The sequence below is a fragment of the Lysinibacillus sp. EB106-09-02-XG168 genome (assembly GCF_058791475.1).
Window position 1 is genome coordinate 2,723,103 of the sequence record NZ_JBYTDN010000003.1, and the last position, 23,893, is coordinate 2,746,995.

The 23,893-nt window shown below is 35.7% G+C and carries 4 protein-coding genes; all 4 read right to left on the bottom strand.

Annotated features, from left to right (window positions below):
- Positions 1-15: 15 nt before the first annotated feature.
- From AC3WSO_RS14240 to AC3WSO_RS14255, 4 genes are read right to left on the bottom strand one after another with little or no spacing between them, the layout of a single operon-like run.
- Positions 16-720 (bottom strand): thioesterase II family protein, encoded by a 705-nt coding sequence (locus tag AC3WSO_RS14240; protein ID WP_492531656.1) that lies wholly within the window; start codon positions 718-720, stop codon positions 16-18.
- Positions 717-2,021, bottom strand: coding sequence for an MFS transporter (locus AC3WSO_RS14245; protein ID WP_492531658.1), 1,305 nt, complete (start codon positions 2,019-2,021; stop codon positions 717-719). Before AC3WSO_RS14245 ends, AC3WSO_RS14240 begins: the two co-directional genes overlap by 4 nt.
- Complete coding sequence (locus tag AC3WSO_RS14250; protein ID WP_492531659.1) at positions 2,011-9,051, bottom strand: amino acid adenylation domain-containing protein; 7,041 nt, start codon at positions 9,049-9,051, stop codon at positions 2,011-2,013. The genes AC3WSO_RS14245 and AC3WSO_RS14250 overlap by 11 nt, the downstream gene beginning before the upstream one ends.
- Complete coding sequence (locus AC3WSO_RS14255) at positions 9,041-23,878, bottom strand: amino acid adenylation domain-containing protein (RefSeq protein ID WP_492531661.1); 14,838 nt, start codon at positions 23,876-23,878, stop codon at positions 9,041-9,043. Before AC3WSO_RS14255 ends, AC3WSO_RS14250 begins: the two co-directional genes overlap by 11 nt.
- Between the last annotated feature and the right edge of the window lie 15 nt (positions 23,879-23,893).

The following is a 23,893-nucleotide window of genomic DNA, read 5'->3' on the forward strand; positions in this document are numbered from 1 at the left end:
TATATTTAAGTACATTCAATGAATAACAGAAAATAAATATTCTTCTATTAGCTTAGTAATTTCCTTTGGATAGGAATGAATAAAAAAGTGATTTCCCTTAAACATGTGTAAAGTGATAGGGTCATGTGCAAGAGATTGCCATTGTAAAAGTTCACTTTTTTCGATCTTATCTTCTGTTCCTCCTAAAATTACAAGGGGACAATGTACTTTTGTATACTCTAAATTAAATTGATATTCTTCAAGTAATTTAAAATCCGCCCGAATCATAGGTAAAAAGTAATCCATCAACACATTTGAAGCTAGTACTTCCTCTGGTGTCCCTCCTTTTATTCGTAACTCATTTTTCAACTCTTCGGTTGGAAGATTTGATATTACATTTCTCTTTTCAAAAAGAAAGGGTGGTTTACATCCAGAAAGAAAAAGGGCATTTGGAAGCCCCTCTTTCTTCTTTAAACGTTCATAGTAAATTTCTAAAGCAAGCAATGCACCCATGCTATGTCCAAAAATAAAATACCTTTCATCCTTATTAACGTACTGATTAATTTCATTTGAGAGTGTTTCTACAACTTCTTGGAAATTCTTACAAAATGGTTGCCCACTTTTTATTCCCCGTCCATTTAATTCAAGCGGTATTATAGTAATCTCATCACTAAAATGTAATTTCCACTTTAAGTAAGATACTGCGCTACCTCCAGCAAAAGGAATTAAAAATAGTTTCAATGCTCCTCAGCCCCTTTCCAGTCAGTAGTTGAAGAAATGAATGAATTTTTATGAATAAGTAGATATCGCCAGCTATAGAAGCATAAAATTAATAAAATTAGCATAGAAATCACCATCACATATAACCAGTGTACTTGTTCAAGCAAGAATCCATAAATTAACACACCAATTGGAATTGAGATATTTAGCGCAGATGTCGCAACACCAAATATGCGACCTCGTATATTTTCAGGAACCCTTGTTTGGAAGTACGTATAAATTGGAATGATAGAAATCGTATAGATACTTGCTACTAATAAACACGCCACACTATAACCGATAACCAACTGGCTTTTTGAAAGTACTCCTAAATGAGTGAGTGATGGAAACATCCAAAAACCAACTCCAATAGTTAAAGCTCCTAAATATAAAGGAAATCGATGAATAGATTTTTCAATAGAGTTATTCACGCTAATATAAATTGCGCCTAAAATGACCCCTATCCCTAAAAATGCTTGAATAATTGATAGTTGGAATTCACTTACTTCTAACACTTTATACGTGATGTATTGGACAACTAGCATCGTCAGAGGCATATAGACAAAATTAAGCATTAACAAATTAATTAAGAAAAATTGAATGATTTTTTTCTTCTTTATATAAGAGAAACCAAACTTCAAATTTTCTATATACTTTGTAGAAGATACATCATCTACATTTTGATTGTTATATTTAAATTGCAGGAGCATCGAAGCAAATGCACCAATTAAATACGTAATAGCATTAATCAATACAATGAATTTGATTCCTAAAATGACATATAAAGCACTGCTGATAAGTGGGCCAAGAATATTAATAATGGCACCCATTGATTGAAACATTGAATTGGCTTTAGGTACATTCGTTTCCTCTAAGAGATTCGAAAGTGAAGAATTAATGGATAGATTTAAAAAGGTTTGGATAATGCTTATGCAGATGACATAAACACTAAATAACATTACATTAGCATTGTTTGTATCTTGTAATAAAAAGAAAATCACGAACACCAGAAGGCTACATAAAATATCTGAAATAATAATGATTTTCTTTTTATCGTATTTATCGACAATTACACCAGCAAAGACATTCATAATAGCCCCAGGTAAAATGGTAAAAGTTAAAATTAATGAAAAATAGGCTGCTGAACCTGTTACGTCTAAAATATATAAGCTCAACGAAAATTTAAATACAGCCATACCCAAGTCGCTAATCAGACGACTTATGAACAATAACAAGAAATTCGATCTTGGAAAACCATTTTCAAAAGCCGTATTATTTCCCATATTTTTCCACCTCAATATTACTTATGATGGCACATTCTTGTTTAAAGAAGTTAAAAAGATTCTCTTTTGAATCATCAAATGGTAATGACAAATCAATTTGAATGACATCATTCGAATAGCGAGTGGCAAAATAAATATTTACGGACTCTTCCATATTCAATTCATGCATCAAGCGTTTATACAAAAGTTCCTCGAAAACATCCATTTCTTGATCTTCCATTTTTCCTTGGAAATTGAAAATTATCGATGTCGTTTGTTGCATTCTCTCCGTAAAAGTGGCTACTTTAGGATAGCGCTTTGCTATTTTCTCATTCATTGCAAAATTAGAAAAATTTAAGTTATACCGTTCAATAAGGTCTATGTTACTTTGAATATATTCTGTTGCTTCTTTATTTGCTAGCTTCGTTGGGTCCATATAAACAGGGATTAAATCAATAAACTCTCCAACAGTATTAAAGAATTTTTTCTCTCTATAATTTCGGCCATAATAAAAGATGGATACAGGTAATGACGGATTTTGGAGATAATTGTAAATAAATTTCTCCAATAATTCAAAAGCAGTCGCCCAGGCATTATCCTCATTAAACTCCTCATGTTGATTTTCTGTTCGAATTTCAAATTTTAAATATGTTGCATTCGATTTATCAAATTTCTTAATGCTCTGATGAAGCTGCTTTGTCCCCTCCAGGTATTGATTTAAAGCAAGAATGTCTACAATTTCATCATCTGTTATATGAACTGGCCCCATCCGAACTTGCTCAACAAACGCTGCATAGTTCTTCTCTACATCAATATCAATCCACTCGTCATTTTCAATTTTTTCGTAGTACTCTAAAATATTCCGTTTCACTATCTCCCCACTCATTGCATCAAAGATCGAGTGATTAACAGGTAAGAAGAGATAATAGTTCTTTTCATCTTCTTTAACTAAAGCCATTCGATAATAAAGCTTCTCGTACTCTTCATAAGGCTTGAAGAAATAATCCGAGACGATCTTCTCCATTACTTTTTTACCCGTCTTTTTTGTATACTCTGAGATATCGACGTACGGAACTGTAACTGATTCAGGTGCTTCATACTCTTTCCAGAACAACTCACCTTCTCGTTCATGCAATACATTTCGGAAAACTGTTTGTTGCTTTAAAACATAGTGAATAGCTCGATTTAATGTGTCCATTTTTAAGCCCGTTGTAAACTTTAAAAGCGTTCCTGAATAACGCTCTTTTCCTAAAAAGTAATACTCAATCGGTGCCAGTCTATATTCTTTGACAACATCTTGTGTAAGAATTGTTTGTTCAAATCTTTCATGAGCTGCAACAAGAATTGAAATTTCTCCTGTAATTTGCTCGTTTGATAAGTTGCGTAGGCCAATCATACGGTTAAAAATTTCATCTGATACCGCTAAAGGTTGTTTTTGTAATTCGTGTTCATCTGTGAAAACAGCCCGTAAAGATTTTTCCTCCAAAATATAATTTGGCAATAACTCATTGTGAATCCACTGATTGACACATACATGCAAATGTTTTTTCACCTGATCATTTAGCTGCTCTACGCTATACACATTGTTTAGCTTGTCTTTAATCATGAATTGATAGATCCTTACAGACTGTTTCAATTCTTTCTGTATTTTTTCTTCGGCAAGTTGAATATTTGTCAATTTCGTATTGTTTTTTCCAGTTTTTTTAATATAATCCTCTAATTCAGCAATCGTTTGGTGATTAAAAATATCATTAATCACTAGTTGAATATCAAGCTCTTCCACTTTAGAAATCATACGAATTGCTTTTATAGAGTTCCCCCCTAACAAGAAGAAATTATCAAATATAGAAATAGTCTCTTGTTGCAAAATATCTCGCCAAATAGTCAATAGTTGCATTTGTAATTCCGAGTGGGATTCAATAATATTCTCTTCCTTTTTTGCAAGCTTACATGAATAATTAAGTAATTTTTGTCTGTCAACTTTTCCATTAGGGGTCAATGGGAGTTTTTCTAATTGATAAAAATAATCTGGTACCATATACGAAGGCAAAACGGCACTTAATTGCTTCTTCAACACTTCAAAAGGTACATCAACATTTAATATAATGTAGGCTGCTAATTGTGTATCTTCATATTCATCTGTTGTTGTGATAACCGCAGCATCAGCTACCTCTGGTAAAGCAATTAGTTGTTTCTCGATTTCTGAAAGTTCAACTCGATATCCACGTACCTTCACTAGATGATCTTTTCTTCCTATAAACAATAACTCATTATTGTCTAGTAAACGGACCATATCCCCCGTTCGATAGAGTCTGCCGGTACCTAGTTTAGGCTGTTCAATAAACTTACTCATAGTTAAATCTGGTCGTTGATGATAACCGTTTGTTACCCCAAGTCCTCCGATAAGCAATTCACCAGGAACTCCCATCGGAAGTAATTGATTTTGTTCATCCACTACATACACCTGTGTATTAGCAATGGGTTTACCAATAGTAACATGTGAGGCATTCGTTAATTCTTTAATTGTTGACCAGACCGTTGTTTCAGTAGGACCATACATGTTATAAATTTTTAATTGCTTATATTTTTGTAACGATTGAAGAAGTGTCGTTGGAAACTCTTCACCCCCGACTAATAATTCTGTTATATGATGTAAAGCTTGTCTTCCTTCTTCAGTATCCAATAATAACTTCAACCGCGATGGCGTGATTTGCAGCATTGTCGCTTTTGTCTGCAATATACACTCTGCCATTTTTCTAGGATTCATTTGCTCATCTTCTGTCGCAAGAATAATGGTTATTCCTTTAGTTAATGCTAATAGACTTTCCAAAACAAAAATGTCAAAACTAATAGTTGTTAAAGACATTAATACTTTGCCGGATTGGAAGTCAATTTCGTTCGCCATTCCTTCTATAAAATTGCGAACGTTTTGATGATTCACAATGACTCCTTTTGGTAAACCGGTAGAACCCGATGTATAAATCATGTATGCGTAATGATGTGGCATCACCAATGGCCAAGGAATAGAAGGTCCTCCCCATTTATCCACCTCGCGAATATGAATGAATTCTATCCCATTAGGAATACTTGGTAACTCAACATCATCGTCATAAAGAACAAAGCGTGTTTGACTATCAAGTAACATATAGTCTTTTCGCTTGGATGGGTACGTTGGATCAATTGGTAAATATGCAGCACCAGCCTTTAAAATGCCATACATACTATAAAGTACTGCTTCTGAACGAGGCATCATAATACCTACAAATTCATTTGGTTGTAGACCTTTTGCAAGTAGGAATTGTCCCAAACGTTCTGCTTTTTCTTGTATATCACTATAGTTATAAGCAACTTGATTAAAAATAACTGCAGGTGATTGTCGTAAAATATCTACCTGTTCTTCAATGATGGAAACGTCTGTTATAGGAAGATACGTTTCATTAATTTTATAAACCAATTGCTCTTCTTCTTTAGAAATAATGGATAGCTCACCTATACACGTTGTAGGCTCTAAAGCAATATGGTGCAACAGCGTAAGGAAATTTTTGGCCATTCTTTCTATGGTCACTTGATTCCATAACGACTTAGCGTATTCTATATCGATTGCTAAGGTATCGTTTTTTTCCATCACGTTTAATGTAATATCTGTTCGTGCGGTATTACTATCAAAATGGATTGGTGTAAATGCCATGCCACTATGTTGAATTTCCTTCACCCCTACATTTTGCATCATAAACATAGCATTAAACATAGGGTTTCGGCTTAAATCTCCAGGAAGTTTTAATTCATTGAGAATGTCCTCAAAAGCAATATCTTGATTTGCGAAGGCTTCGAGACTTGTAGCCCTAACATTAGAAAGAAAATCGATAAATTTAAGCTCCATTTTGGGACTGTTTCTTAATGGGATTGTATTGACAAACATCCCTACCAATTCATCTTCTTCCCGTTGTTTACGAATCGATACTGGTATGCCAGTAATGATATCTTCTTGTCTTGAATATCTAGCTAAAAGCACCTGATAAGCTGCTAAAAGCACCATAAATAACGTACCATCTACTTGATTTGCTAAAGTTTTTAGCTGCGTTAATAGGTCCTTTTCTACTGTGAAACTGATTTTAGCTCCATGAAACTGTTGAATGTTTGGTCGTACTTTATCGGTTGGTAAGTCTAAAATCGGGAGTTCTCCACTCAATTTCTCCTTCCAATACTTCAATTGCTTTTGATAAATTTCTGTCACTTTGAAATTCTGTGTCCAAACAGCATAGTCCTTAAATTGAATTGGAAGTTTCTCTAAAACCTGTCCCCCATATGCCTTCAGTAATTGATGAAGTAAAATTTCTGTCGATTTACCGTCACTAATAATGTGATGCATATCAAAGAAAAATACATACTTATCCGACTCTAACAGAAGAACACTTGCCCGTACCAATGGCGCTTGCTCTAAAGAAAATGGTCGTATTCTCTCTTGAATAAAACGCTTTATGTCCATTTTTTCATCCGTTACAACTTCAAGTTCAAACTCCACGTCTGGATGAGCCACTTGAAAAGGCTCTCCCTCTACAAGATGAAACGATGTTCTGAAGCTCATTTGCTGCTGAATAACATTGTTAAAAGCTTGGTTTAGAATTTTTAAATCTATTTCCCCTTCAATCATAAATACACTTGGCATATTATAGACCACTGACGCTTCATCAAGTTTTGAAAATAAATAAAGTCGGTTTTGGGAAGAGGTTAATGGATAATGTTCTTTCAACACTGGTACCAATGGAGGTAACGTTTGCTCTTCTAGATTCCATGAAGATTGAAGTGAATAAAGTTTCTCTTGTACCTTTTCTACGAATAAACTCAATTTAGGTGCTTGCATAATATCTGAAATAGCTAAGTTTAGTTTATAACAAGTATTCAAATGGCTGACAATTTTCGCCGCAAAGATCGAATCGCCACCAAGCTCAAACAAATTGTCATCTACATGAACTACCTTCAAGCCCAGATAATGCCCCCATACATTAGCAATCTTTTCCAAAATTCTGTTATTTAGTTCACTAGCTATATCTTTTCCCTCAATAACGATGGATTCAAGTTCATCTTCTGCCAAATCTAATGATTGTTTTGCAGTTCTTTGCACAATTTTATCTGGGACATTTATCCAACATCGATGCTTTGCATATGGGTAGGTAGGTAAATTACATTTCTCGATTGTTTGTCCATTGTACAACTCGCTCCAATCCACTGCTTCATTTTGAATGTATTTCACAGCTATTTTTTTGACTAGCTCACAACGCAAAATAAAAGTTCGCAATTGCGGTTCTTCATTCATCGTATGAGATTTAGGATTGAATGTAGGTTGAACGATTAATGACTTCCTTTCTATAGTCCCGTAAAAAATACCTGTTTTTTCATTCGTTTTAAGGGGTTGCTGTAATAAAGAGCGTAACTGCTGTGTTAATTCTGCTACGTCTTCGAAAATAAAGGCTAAACGATATTGATAATGTCCTCGCCCTACACTTGCTGTATAACAAAGACTTTCTAATGAAACATCGCTTTCTCTCTTTAAAAAATCTAAATATTTTTTTACTAATGTATATAGCAGCTCCTCATTTTTAGTCGAAAGCACTAAGATATATGGGCCTAAAACAGATGGTTTAGAAGAAGCGCTTTTTTTAGGCGCCTCTTCTAAAATCAAATGACAATTTGTTCCACTTAAACCAAATGAGCTGACCCCTGCTCTCCTAGGATATTCACTTTCTGGCCAAGATTTTAATAGATCATTAACATATACAGGTGACTCAATGAAATTAATATACGTATTCGGACTTTCAAAATGAACTGTTGGGGGAATTTGTTGATTTTTAATTGCAAGTACCGCCTTAATTAATGAAGCAACACCAGCCCCATGATCTAAATGCCCGATATTTGATTTCAAAGAACTAATTGCACAAAATTGAGTTTTGGCTGTTTGATTTCGAAAAGCCCGTGTAATCCCTTCAATTTCAATAGGATCCCCTAGCTTAGTCCCTGTTCCATGCGCTTCAATATATGCTATGGATTCTGCTGGAACATTTGCAACCTTTAAAGCTTTCCTAATGACCTCTGCTTGAGCAAGTACATTAGGTGCAGTAATGCCCATTGATTTTCCATCATTATTTGCAGCGCTCCCTTTAATAACGGCGTAAATTGTATCCCCATCTTTTAATGCTTGCTTTAAAGGTTTTAATAAAACAGCTCCAACTCCCTCGCCAATACCCGTTCCATCTGCTCGACTGTCAAAAGCTTTCGTTCGTTGATTCCCTGCTTCCACCCCTAATTTTTCTTTAGGTAAAATAGGAAACATGTTGATTTTAACGCTACCCGCTATTGCCATGTTACAATCACCATTTTGAATAGCCTTAACTGCTTGATGGACAGCTAATAATGAAGAAGAACAAGTTGTATCAATTAACATACTTGGTCCTTTCAAATCTAAAATGTGCGAAATTCGACTCGCTATTATAGGTAAAATATTTCCTGTTGTTGCTAAAGCAAGTAGAGATGGTTGCACATCTGAAATCATCTGACGATAAGCATTGACAGTTGAATTGTCATAACCAACATATACTCCTACATTTTGACCTATCAGTTTCTCTCCGCCATAACCAGCATCTTCAATAGCGCTCATTGCTGTCTGTAAAAATAAACGTTGGTTTGGATCCATTAACTCTGCTTCTTTGGGGGAAATTTGAAAAAAATCATAATCAAATTCATCAATATGATCCAAGTAACCTGCCTGAGCAAATTCACCTTGGACTTCTTTCCCCATGAATTCCATATAATGTTTTACGTCTTGTCGTCTGTTCTTCGGAAATGGCACAATACAATCTTGTTTAGACGCAATATTCCCCCAAAATGTATCGTAATCCTCGGCTTGAGGCATTTTTGCACTCAAGCCAATTATCGCGATCTCATCTATTTGGGTTGCTGATTTATTCATCAAAATTTTGAGTAATTGAACCGCTACTTCTTTATCGATTTTTCCCTGTTTTGTGTTTTCAAGGACATACTTAGTTTCATTTGTCATAATCATCCTCCAACTTTTCTAAACTCTTTAGAGCATGTTCGAAACTTAAATCTCCACGATCTAAAGCTTCAATGATATCAGTAAGTTGTTCTTCCATTTCTATTTCTATTTCTATGTTTTCTACGATTACTTCTGGGATTCCTTGCTCAATAAAAGTAGCTAGTTGTGAAATGGTTGGGTGAGCAAATAAGTCCGCTACAGAAATTTCTTTGTCAAATATTTGCTTAATAGCTGTTTGCACTTGCATCAGCTTGATAGAATTCCCACCGATTTCAAAGAAATGATCATATTGATTAAAGTATTGATGATTTAGTTTTTCTGCCCAAATGATTGAGAGTCTTTCTTCAGTTTCACTCATCGCATGCTGGTCGTTTTGCTCAATAGAGTTGGCTATTTGATTTATCACATGTTTTAATGGTTCACGATCTAATTTCCCTGTTTTTGTTAAAGGAAGCGTCTCTAAGTGATAGAAAGCACTTGGTATCATATAGTTTGGTAAATGCTGCATAGCAAAATGTCGCATATACTCCTCTGTAAGCTTGGCATCACCGGTATAAGAAAGAACTAGCATTTTATTATTTTCATCTAATATAAGTGCTGCAACTTCATTTACACCACTGATCTTTTCAAATGCCCGTTCAATTTCGCCCAACTCTACACGATATCCACGGATTTTAACTTGGTTGTCCATTCGTCCTAAAAAGTTTATCTCACCATTTTCTTGCCATACCCCTTTATCCCCTGTTCGATAAATACGTCCAATAGCTTCATTAGGATGAATGACGAACTTTTCTTCTGTTAATTGCGGACGATTCAAGTATTGTTGCGCTAATCCACTTCCTCCAATAATAATTTCACCAGGCACACCGGCTGGAAGAATTTGAAGATGTTCATTCATAATATAAACTTGTGTTCCGAGGATTGCCCGTCCGATATTGCCTACTGTTTCAGCTGTCATATCTCGTTTAAAAGTTACTACAACACTACCTTCAGTCGGCCCATATTCATTAATAATTTCTATATGTGGACATGTATTTTTCACTACTTGTAACGTTCTCTCTGTTACGCGATCCCCTGCAAGCGTCACTATTCGAACGCTAGACCATTCTTCTGCCCTGATTCCTTCTAACATCGCATCAAACAATGCTGGAACCGCGATAAAATGTGTCACAGCTTCTTCTTTAATTAAACGTTGTAAGACTAAGACATCTTTCGCAACCATGTCATCAACAAAAATAACCTTTGCACCAGCCACGATTGGGGCTAAGAAACTTGTCAGGAAGCCATCAAATACAGGTGCAAACAATTGTAAAATACAATCCTTTGTCGTAAAGGCATATTCTTGTTTTCGCCATGTAATTGAATTGGCTATCCCTTCATGGGATACTACTACACCTTTTGGTTGGCCCGTAGTCCCTGACGTATAAATGATATAAGCAGGATCAGATAAGGCAACCGTGTTTTCCTCTAAGTAGCCACCTGACCAAGATATATTTCGACATTCATCCAGTGTCATACTTGGGACAGGTAAAGATATTTCAAGATTTTCTTCCTTCGTTAAAATGAGTGCTATGTCTGCATCTTCAATAATGAATCGAAGACGTTCTGCTGGTAAGGTCCCATCTAGTGGAACATAAACAGCACCCGCTTTCCAAATACCAAATAACGCTACAGCGACTTCAGGTGCACGCCCCATCAGCACCCCTACACGCATACCTGGTGAAATTCCTTGCATTTGTAGACCCGTTCGAATTTGTTCAGCCTTTGCATGTAGAGCTTCATATGTTAAAAGATATTCACCTGTTTTAATGGCAACGTGATTTGGCGTTTGGCTTACCTGTTCTTCAAATTGCGATAGGACAGTTTGTAATGACGCAATTGACTTTTCTTTCTGTCCATCTATTCGTTGACTTTGTTCATTTAATGAAAGTAACTCAATACTATTGAGCGGGAAATCTACCTTCTGGATAACTTGATCCAATATATAAATAAAATGTTTCCGAATGTTAGCAATAGCCTGATCTGTAAATACTCCCCCATTGTACGTAAACTTAATTGTCATATCATCCACTGATGGTATGACGACAATACCGAATGCATAATTTATTTGTTCAAACATTTTTACTTCTTCCACTTCAAACCCTAATGCTTTCTGGTCACTAATTTCCTGGATTCCCTTATCAACCGGGTAATTTTCGAATGCGATAACATGATGAATAAGGGGATTCCCGTTCATTTGTTGTGTTTGAATTTCATAAAGCGGATAGTAGCAATATGGCTCTGCATGTAAAAATGATTTTTGTATTTGCTGTACCAGTTCATTAAATGTGATTTTTTCTGATCCCTTCACACGTACTGGAATGGTATTAATAAACAATCCAACCAGTTGCTCTACTTGCTCAATCGTAGGTGGGCGCCCAGAAACCACAGAACCAAATACGACATCTTGTGTAGCATTGTACTTCTGTAGGAGCACTCCCCATCCGGCTTGGATTACGCTATTAAGTGTGACAGCTGCTGTTTCTGCTAATGCCTTTAATTGATTCGTACGCTCTTTTCCAAATGTGAAGACACATTCTTTGCCCTTAACTACTGAAGATGGTGCCGATTTTTCATATGGTAAAATTGAAAGCGTATCAAACTCATCTAGATATTCTTGCCAGAATTCTTGGGCTTCCTTCGGGTCCTGTTCATTTATCCAATCTATATAAAGAACATTAGATGAAATACTTGATGGTAAACTTTCTTCTCGCAACGCCTTTTCATACATTTCGAAAAACTCTTTCATGACAATACCCATGCTCCATCCATCTAGTACCATATGGTGGAAGCTCCAAATTAACTGATAGCGATTTTCATTTAACTGAACTAGCATCATTCTTGTTAACGGTGCCTTTTTAAAATCAAAGAAGGCATTTCGATCATCCAACAATAGTTGGTGTAGCGCTTCTTGCTGTAAATCTGCTTGCAAATGTTGTAAATCGATGAAACGAATAGTATCCTCTACCTCCTGTACTATCACTTGGCAAGGTAGATCTACCTGCTCTGTGATAAATAGTGTACGGAAAGTTTCATATTTATTAATTAATAAACGATAACAAGCTTCAAGTTTGTCAAATTGAACGTGCCCCACTAACTTTAACGAAGCCTGTTCAAAATAAGCATGTGATGAAGGATCCAATTTGGCATGATACAGCATCCCTTGTTGCATCGGGGTCATGTTCGAAATCTGTACAATTGATCCTTCAATTTTCTGTTCTAATTCATCAAATGCTTCAAGTGATAGCGCTAGGTTTCCAATATCACTAGGAGTTCTTCTAGGTCTGGACTCGTCAATACAACAATTGAGAATTTCCAGTAAACTTTCTTGATAATATGTGAGTAATTGTGTCATAGTTTCTTCATTGTATCGTGGCTGACTATAATCAATCGTAATCGTCAAATGAGAATTTATAACTTTCCCACTGATATCAATGGCGTAGAGCCTTTCTAACTTTTTACTACCTACCTCTCCCAGAGGGTATGTTGACATTTCCCATTTGGATTCGGTTGAAGGCAAATCAGTTTGCCCTAAGTAATTAAAGCTAATTTCGGCATCTGCTGAACGCATCCATTGAGGCTTTTCTGCCATTCCATACTTGAAGACCCCATATCCTAGTCCTTTATTTGGTACTTTTCTCAATGTTTCTTTGACTGAGCGAATATAGTAGGAAAGATCCCCCACTTTTGTGAAGTCAAGCACAACTGGATAAATTGATGTGAACCATCCAACAGTTCGCGATAAGTCGTAAGCCTGGTCTAATTCTTCACGACCATGTCCTTCTAAATCCACACGAATAGAATCATTTCCACTCCATTTATTCATTGCAAGCCCTAACGCTGCGAGTAGTAAATCATTGATTTCCGTTTGATACGCCTTCGGTGCTTCACGTAAAAGACGTGCTGTCCACTCTGAATCTAACTGCATGGAGACACTTCCCATTTCCGCATAAGTACCTAATGGTATATCTTTATCCTTTGGCAATGCTGGAACAATCGTTAACTCTTGCTCTTCCCAATATCGTGCTTCTTTCCATAATTTTTTACTTGTTGAATATGCTTGAAGAGCTTCAGCCCATTCTTGATACGATACCGTTTTTTCTGGCAGTGTAAGTGATTGACCTTGCATTGCTTGATCGTATAAATGAATAAAATCTTCCATTAAGATACGCCAGGACACTCCGTCGACAACTAAGTGATGAATTGCAAAGAGGATAAAATCCCCTTCTCGTGCTTTCATCACCGCTACTTTCATTAGCGGTCCAGTCGTCAAGGAAATACTTTGTTGAATACGGCTAGCTTCTTGTTCCAATTGCGTGGCCAGAGCTGTTACATCCTGTAAGTCTACTTGCTCGATACTATAAAACCCTTCTCCTATCGGTAAATTTTCTTGATGTATTGCAGAAGATGTCCACTTGAATTGGAGACGCAGCGCATCATGATGAGTGATTAATTTATCTAACACGCGTTGTAAAATTGTAAGGTCTATTGTTTCTTTACTTTCTAATAAAATCGCTTGGTTAAAATGTAAGTGTGGATCTTGTACCGTAAAGAAACGTCTTTGAATTGGTGTTAATGGCACTTCACCTTTAACAACCTCACGACATATTACATATGTTTCTTCTTTAATTTTTCGTGACATATCTTTTATAACTGGATTTTCAAAAATATCTTTGATTTCAAGCATTAAGTGATGTTGACGCAATCGAGAGTAAATTTGTAATGCCTTTATAGAGTCGCCCCCTAAGGCAAAATAGTTATCTTCTAAACCAATAGAAGGAATACCTAAGACTTCTTCACAAATCATTACAAGTTTGGATGCTTTCTCATCTACTGGTTTTTCCAACGAATGAGATAGCTGCATATGCTCGATTGGATTTGGCAAAGTGTTCTTGTCCACTTTCCCATTTGAAGTTAAAGGTAAAGCGTCAAGTCGCATAAAGTAATTAGGCAACATATAGAATGGAAGACGTAGTTTGAGATAATCACGTAAATCTTGAATATCTGCCCCAGATGAAGAAACATAGTAGGCTACTAAGCTTAACTGATTATTTTGAAGTTGTATTGCAGCTATAACAGCTTCTTCTACTTCTGGGTGTTTTAGCAGTGTTAAAATGATTTCATTTATTTCAATTCGATGACCACGAATTTTTACTTGTTCATCTCGACGTCCAATATACGACAACTCACCATTTGGTAGCACTTTTACGATATCTCCTGAACGGTAGAGACGTTCGATTCGATATTTATTCGTTGATATAGGCATCGAACGAGAGATAAATCGATCATTTGTTAGCTCTTGACGATTTAAATAACCTTTAGTAACACCTTCTCCAGCTACATAAAGCTCTCCTGGAACCCCTACAGGTACTGGTTGCATATCTTGATCTAAAATATAAACACGGAGGGTAGGAATTGGCTTACCAATATTGCTTTCATTTTTCTCAATATCTTCTAAGCCAATTTCTTTGTAGGTAACATGGACCGTTGTTTCCGTAATACCATACATATTAATGAATTTAGTGTTAGAATAACGCATTGCCCATTTTTTAAGAATAATTGGTTTTAAGGATTCTCCTCCAAAAATAATGTAACGAAGTGAAAGTTTTGCTGATGCTTGTTCCATCTCTATTCGAGATAAACTTAAAAAGGCTGTTGGAGTTTGATTTAAAACCGTCACTTTTTCATTTATGAGTAGCTGATGAAAAGCTTCTGTATCTCGTGCAATCTGTTTAGGGATGACAATTAATTTCCCGCCATATAATAGAGCTCCATACATTTCCCATACAGAAAAGTCAAAACAGAAGGAATGGAAAACAGTCCAAACATCCTTATTTGAAAAATCAAACTGCATAGATGAATTAAAGAGTAAACTCACCACATTTTGGTGTGTTACCTCTACTCCCTTTGGTTGTCCAGTTGTACCAGATGTATAGATAATGTAGGCAACATCCGATGAGTTTAGTGTACAACCAAAGTTTTCTTTAGATTGTTGATTGATAGCCAAATCATGCACAAGCAGTATATTTACATTAGCCGCGCAAGAAGAGCTATAACTTTCTTTTGTTAGCACGACTTTCAGTTGACTATCTTCCATCATGTAGGTAATTCGCTCTTTTGGATATGTTGGATCAATAGGTAAATATATTGCTCCACATTTTAACGTCGCAAGAATAGAAATTACCATATCAATTGATGAATCTAATAAAATCCCAACAATTTCTTGAGGTTTCACATGTGCTTGCGTCATAAACCTTGCTACTTGATTCGCTTTTGCATTTAAATCGCTATATGTGAGTTGTTGTTCACCTTCAACTATAGCTATTGCACTAGGATGTAGTTTTACCTGTGTTTCAAACACTGATAGTATTGTCTCTTCTATAGGGAATGTAGCTTCTGTATCGTTTAATAATGAATACATCTGCTCGTATTGCTCATTTGATACAATGTTTAAATCGCGTACTAACGTATCTTGACATGTAGTAACTGATTCAATAAGTAAGTGTAGCGATGTTCGAATTTGCTCCATGTCCTCTTTAGCGTACACATTAGCATTAAATACGAAATTTATTTCAAATGCTTCGTTTGGTAATACAACTACATTAAAGTCATAGTTTGTTTGCTCAAAGGCCTCAACCTCTTGAATTTGAAACGGTATTGATGAATTATCTTTTAACTGTTGCATCTCCATTTGCAATGGATGGTTTTCAAATACGACAATATGGTTGAATAATGCATTCCCTAAAGACGTTTCGGATTGAATAGATGCTAGTGGATAATAACTATACTCCTCTGCTTCCAAGATTTCGTGTTGTACTTTTTGAACTAAATCTTTAAATGAAAGCTCCTTGTTAATTGTAAGGCGTAGAGGAATAGTATTAATAAATAGCCCTACCATTGTTTCGATTTTTGCAATATCAGCTGTTCTTCCGGATACTACTGTCCCAAATAAAATGTCATCTGTTTGATTTAACTTGCGTAAAAATATACCCCATATTGATTGAAAAATTGTATTAACTGTTACGCCATATTGCTTTGCGATTGCTTCTAACTTACATGTCAAGGATTTTGACAGAATCAGTTTGACAGTTTCTTGAATATATTCTGGCTGATTGCTATTTGCTGTAGAATGTGAAACAACTAATGGTGTTGTAAAATCATTTAATTTCTCTTTCCAGTAACTCTTTGCCTCTTCCTGATCCTGTTCAGACAGCCAATGAATGAATACTTCATATGGGACAACATCCTCGAGAATCGGTGATTGCCCTTGAGCAAAAGCATTATAAATAGTCATAAACTCTTTCATGACTATTGCTAAACACCAGCCATCCATGAGGATATGATGTTCACTCCAAATTACTTCATAAGCATCTTCGCCCAATTTTATAATATAAACACGTAGTAATACCTCATTTTCTAAATCAAATCCACGTGTTTTATCAGCAGCAACTAATTCCTCCATTTCAGCTTGTTGTGCAAAAGGCGAAAGATGTGATATATCACGATAATGAACTTCACCTTGCCTCTTATCTAATACCACTTGCATTGGTTGACGTAAGCGATTATAAATAAATGCCGTTTTAAAAATATCATACCGATCTAGTAAATATTGATAACTTTTTCTAAAGATGTCTTCATCAATCGTTCCATGAATACGTAAGCGGTTTTGTTCAAAATAACTTCTTGCCTTCGAATTCATTACATGATGGAATAACATACCTTCTTGCATCGGAGAAAGTGGATATACTTTTTTGATTACTCCATGCACTTGTTCTTCAATAAGTTTAAATTCTTCTAAAGTTAATGCTGTAGCCCCTACATCTGAAGGGGTTAGAGTTGCACTATCGACGGAAATACAATGAGAAATAACTTCTTGTAAAGAAGATTTAACCAACGAGATAAACGAATTCATTGTTGATTCTTCATATTGCATAGACGCATAATCGACTTTGAAGACTAATCTTCCCTGTAATATTTGCGAATTGATGTCAAGAGTATATAGATTATCAGCTTTTTCAGAACGATAGCCATCAAGTGATTGTTGTGAAAGAGAGAGTCCACTTATCTCATCCGCTTGCGGTATATCAATTTGCCCTAAATAGTTAAAGCTAATTTCGGCATCGGTTGAACGCATCCATTGAGGCTTTTCGGCCATTCCATACTTGAAGAGCCCATATCCTAGTCCTTTACTCGGTACTTTTCTCAATGTTTCTTTGACCGAGCGAATATAGTAGGAAAGATCCCCCACTTTTGTGAAGTCAAGCAAAATTGGATAAATTGATGTGAACCATCCAACAGTTCGCGATAAGTCGTAAGCCTGGTCTAATTCTTCACGACCATGTCCTTCTAAATCCACACGAATAGAATCATTTCCACTCCATTTATTCATTGCAAGTCCTAACGCTGCGAGTAGTAAATCATTGATTTCCGTTTGATACGCCTTCGGTGCTTCACGTAAAAGACGTGCTGTCCACTCTGAATCTAACTGCATGGAGACACTTCCCATTTCCGCATAAGTACCTAATGGTATATCTTTATCCTTTGGCAATGCTGGAACAATCGTTAACTCTTGCTCTTCCCAATATCGTGCTTCTTTCCATAATTTTTTACTTGTTGAATATGCTTGAAGAGCTTCAGCCCATTCTTGATACGATACCGTTTTTTCTGGCAGTGTAAGTGATTGACCTTGCATTGCTTGATCGTATAAATGAATAAAATCTTCCATTAAGATACGCCAGGACACTCCGTCGACAACTAAGTGATGAATTGCAAAGAGGATAAAATCCCCTTCTCGTGCTTTCATCACCGCTACTTTCATTAGCGGTCCAGTCGTCAAGGAAATACTTTGTTGAATACGGCTAGCTTCTTGTTCCAATTGCGTGGCCAGAGCTGTTACATCCTGTAAGTCTACTTGCTCGATACTATAAAACCCTTCTCCTATCGGTAAATTTTCTTGATGTATTGCAGAAGATGTCCACTTGAATTGGAGACGCAGCGCATCATGATGAGTGATTAATTTATCTAACACGCGTTGTAAAATTGTAAGGTCTATTGTTTCTTTACTTTCTAATAAAATCGCTTGGTTAAAATGTAAGTGTGGATCTTGTACCGTAAAGAAACGTCTTTGAATTGGTGTTAATGACACCTCACCAACAATTGGCTTTTGCGCTATAACTTTTGTTTTCTCTTGTTTGACTATCTTTGATAATTCGGCAATAGTTGGATTTAAAAATACCTGTTGTAAAGTACACTTTAAATGGATACTTTTTAAATGTGAAATCAACTGTAATGCCTTAATTGAATCGCCACCCAATTCAAAGAAATTATCATGCACACCAAAATCATCCGTAACAATAACTTTTTTCCATATATCATAAATTGCTACTTCTAGCTCATTTGATGGGCTTATATTCTGTGAACGTTTATGCTTTTGTATCGTTGGAAGTGGCAATGCTTTTTTGTCCACCTTGCCTGAATTTGCAATTGGTATACTATTTATTTGAATGAAATAGGTCGGAACCATATAGTATGGTAAAATTTCTTCTAGTTTCTTTCTTAAGACATGGACATCAACTTCTTCATTGGATGTAATATACGCACATAAATGTGTTTGTTGAACCATTGTCACTGCCTGTACTACTGCTTCTTTAATAAAAGAGTGTAGGAGAAGCTGCCTTTCAATTTCTTGCAACTCAATTCTTAGCCCTCGTATTTTCACTTGTGAATCAACACGACCTAGAAAATCGATTTCTCCATTAGGTAGGATTTTGGCTAAATCCCCAGTTTTATATAATTTTTCATACCCTTGTTCAGCGTAGGGATTCTCTATAAATGCAGTAGTTGTTTTTTCTTCATCATGTAAATACCCTTCTGCTAAGCAAATTCCACTAATATAAATCTCTCCTGTAACTCCTTTTGGTACTATGTGCAGCTGTTCATCTAGTAGATAGATTTTCGTATTAGCAATTGGACGACCTATTGGAATTCTGCCCTTTTCTTTACCTGTAATTTGATGATAAATACATCCAATACTTGCCTCGGTTGGTCCATATAAATTGTATGGTTTCACGTGTGGGAAAATGGCTAAGAAATCTAATACAGTGGAAGGGGTTAGTGCTTCCCCGCCAAGTATAATTGTTTGTAAACTACGTAAACCCTTTTGATACTGGGAATCGTCTTTTAACTGCTGGACGATTACATCAAAAACTGATGGTACAAAATCTGTTAGTGTGATATTTTCTTGTTCAATAATTTGCGTTACATATTCTGCCGTTAAGCTTTCTTCTGGTAGCGGTATGACCGTTTTCCCTCCATTAATCATTGGCCAAAATAGCTGCCACAATGCACTGTCATACACATAATTTGTTGTATTAAGTACGGATTTTGCAGCATATTCTCCAAATTCATCATTCATCCAATTAAAACGATTTAAAATTCCCCGATTCAACACTTTTACACCCTTAGGTACACCTGTTGACCCAGAAGTATAGATGACACACATAATATGATCGTTTTTCAATGAAACCTTTAAATTTTCACTTACTAACGGTAGCTGCAAGTGTTCAATAAACATTGTTTCAATATTCAACTGATTAATTGGTATTATCGCATTAGTTAAGAGAATTGATGCATTCAGATCACGAATAATAGTTTCGATACGTTTGATTGGCCAACTAGGGTCCATCGGACAGAAAGCGGCCCCAATTTTTGAAATTGCAAACATGACTAAAGGCATTTCAATACTTCTATTCATAATTACTGGAATAAAATCGCCTTTTCCATATCCTTTTTCACGCAATCTCGATGCTAAAGCATTAGCTTTTTGATTGAATTCTTCATATGTGATTTTTTCTTCTCCACAAACAACTGCTGTATAATGTGGTGTTTTCACTACTTGTTCTTCTATCAGACGATAGATAGGTCGGTAATTTTGGTAACTACGTGCTGTATTATTAACTTCTACCATTAAGTTTGTTATATGCTTTTCATTTAAAAGAGAATATTTGTGAATAGGTTCTTCAGGGGATGCAACTATTTGTTCAATTAAATAGCGGAAACTACTCAAGAAAGTTTCCATTGTTTCTTGTGCAAACAAATCAGTGTTGTAACGTAAAATAAGTTCTGTTTTCCCCTTTACTTCTTCAATATCCAATGAAAAATCAAATTTTGACATTTGCTGTTCAAATGTTTCAATTGTATAAGAAAAATCATTTAATACTAATTCTTCTAGTTCATTATGATGAACCGTTAGAACAGTATCAAATAACGGGTTTCGACTGGAATCCTTAATTACATGTACAGAGTTTATCAATTCCTCAAAATCAAACATTTGATGCTTATAATCTTCATAAAATTGATCTTTTAAATTTTGTAAATACGTGTTGAATGGCTGATGACTTAGTAGTTTTGATTGAATAGGCAATGTATGTACAAACATCCCAATTGTGTGTTCCACTTCTGGTCGCATTCTTCCAGAAATCGGTACACCTACTACTAAATCTTGTTGTTTAGTATATTTATGAAGTAAGATATTATAGCAACTCAAGAACACGTGAGAGGTTGAAACTTGATATTTTTTTGCTAATTTATGCACTTTGTTTGTTTCATCATTACTCAATTGACTAGAAAGAGTAGCCCCATTAAATGTTTGAATCCGTGGACGTTCATAGTCTGTTGGAAAATTCAGAAGTGGTACGTCATTTCCGAATTTAGATTGCCAATAAAGAGTGTTGTTTTTAATTAAATTTTGTTGAGACTCTTCTAAACTCCAAAGCGTATAATCCTTATAATCAATCATTTTCTCCGGTAAGGCTTGTCCATTATAAATAGCAATAAATTCTTGTAAGAAAATACGCATAGAAATACCATCCACTATAATATGGTGAGAATCCAAACATAGATACCATTCTTGTTCATTGCAGGCAACTAATTTGATCCGCAAAAGTGAACCTGTTTCTAACTGAAATGGTTGCACAAATGATCCCATAATATGATGAATTGTTTCGGCTGTTCCTTCTTCAACCGTTAAGTCAAGTGATGTAGTAGGACAAATTTCTTGGTGTAGTTCACCTTCATTTAAATGAAACGATGTTCGAAATACTTCGTGTCGTTTCACTAATTGTTGCATAATTCGCGTTGTTTTTTGAACATCCAATGATCCTTTTAGCCCTACTAAGATGGGTACATTATAAGCAATTGATGTCGGGTCCATTTGATAAATGACGAATAATTGCTTTTGAAGTAAACTAATCGGATAGCGATCTTGTATTGGATAAGGTGTAATTTCCTGAGGACAACCTGGTTCTAATTGATCAATTTTATACGCTAGTTCTTTAATAGTTGGATTTTGGTATAAATCATTAAGAGTTAAATCAACATTAAAACGCTTAGATAGCTTAGCAAGTAAAACTGAGCCTTTTAACGAATGCCCACCATTTTCAAAAAAATGCTCCGAATTACTAGATGGCTGGACATGTAAAATATCAGTCCAATATTCTCGCACAATTTGTTCCGTTCTTGACATATTTTCCATTAGTTGTTTTGTTGATATCGATAAAGATGAATAGAGAGCAAGTAAAGATTTCCGATCTATTTTCCCACTGCTTAGCCTTGGGATTTCTTTTAAAAAATGAATCTCTGTCGGTATCATATAGTGCGGTAACTTCTCAGATAAAGTTGTGATGATCACTTGTTTTTCTATTTGAGCATCAGCTTCGTAAAAGGCGACTAAATCATTCTCATGTACATGAACAACTACTTCGCTTATATCCCTAACTTTTTCAAATGCCCGTTCAATTTCGCCCAGCTCTACACGATATCCACGGATTTTAACTTGGTTGTCCATTCGTCCTAAAAAGTTTATCTCACCATTTTCTTGCCATACCCCTTTATCCCCAGTTCGATAAATACGTCCAATAGCTTCATTAGGATGAATGACGAACTTTTCTTCTGTTAATTGCGGACGATTCAAGTATTGTTGCGCTAATCCACTTCCTCCAATAATAATTTCACCAGGCACACCGGCTGGAAGAATTTGAAGATGTTCATTCATAATATAAACTTGTGTTCCGAGGATTGCTCGTCCGATATTGCCTACTGTTTCAGCTGTCATATCTCGTTTAAAAGTTACTACAACACTACCTTCAGTCGGCCCATATTCATTAATAATTTCTATATGTGGACATGTATTTTTCACTACTTGTAACGTTCTCTCTGTTACGCGATCCCCTGCAAGCGTCACTATTCGAACGCTAGACCATTCTTCTGCCCTGATTCCTTCTAACATCGCATCAAACAATGCTGGAACCGCGATAAAATGTGTCACAGCTTCTTCTTTAATTAAACGTTGTAAGACTAAGACATCTTTCGCAACCATGTCATCAACAAAAATAACCTTTGCACCAGCCACGATTGGGGCTAAGAAACTTGTCAGGAAGCCATCAAATACAGGTGCAAACAATTGTAAAATACAATCCTTTGTCGTAAAGGCATATTCTTGTTTTCGCCATGTAATTGAATTGGCTATCCCTTCATGGGATACTACTACACCTTTTGGTTGGCCCGTAGTCCCTGACGTATAAATGATATAAGCAAGATCAGATAAGGCAACCGTGTTTTCCTCTAAGTAGCCACCTGACCAAGATGTATTTCGACATTCATCCAGTGTCATACTTGGGACAGGTAAAGATATTTCAAGATTTTCTTCCTTCGTTAAAATGAGTGCTATGTCTGCATCTTCAATAATGAATCGAAGACGTTCTGCTGGTAAGGTCCCATCTAGTGGAACATAAACAGCACCCGCTTTCCAAATACCAAATAACGCTACAGCGACTTCAGGTGCACGCCCCATCAGCACCCCTACACGCATACCTGGTGTAATTCCTTGCATTTGTAGACCCGTTCGAATTTGTTCAGCCTGCGCATGTAGAGCTTCATATGTTAAATGATATTCACCTGTTTTAATGGCAACGTGATTTGGTGTTCGACTTACCTGTTCTTCAAATTGCGATAGGACAGTTTGTAATAGTATAGGAGAATTCAATTGTTCTCTTTTGTTTAAAAATACAGCAGTTTCTTCTTCATCCCAGAAAGAAATTCCACCTAAGGGCATATCGAGATTTTTTATCAACTGATTTGCTAAGGACATGATATTTATAAAAACAGTTTGAATCTCATCTTCCATAAAGTAAGCTGAGTTATAATTAAAACAAACTTTAATTTCAGACGAACTTTCATAAGTAAACTCAATAAACAGTGTAGGGTTGGTTTCCAGTATGCTTTGCTCTGAATATAAATTTGAAAGTGAAACAGCTATATCAAAAACCCCTAAACCAGGAGCATCTGCTTCTAATTGTAATTCTTGACTTAATTGACGGATAGAAAAATTTTGATTGACGATCCCATTGACATATTGTTGACTGAACTTATTTAATACATCTACAAAAGTATCTCCTTCAGAAATAGATAATTGTAGAGGGATTATTTTTTCAGTAGAAGCGGTTTGAATTGGGACACCAATTGTAATGAAATCCTCAGAGGTATATTTTTTTAAAGCAATCATGATGAAAGCATTTATAAAAACAAATAATTTTTGTGTACTGCCTTCAGTTAATTTCATCATTTCCTCTGAAAGGTCATCTGGTAAATAAAAAGATTTTCTTACTCTTGCTCTATTTATCTTAGAAATGCTTTTTCTTGAAAATGAGTTGATTGTTGATTCTTCAGAAAAATGTTCCAGCCAATAAACTTTTGCTTTTCTAACTGAATTTAGTATAATCCCGTTATTCATTGTTGATGCCTCCCT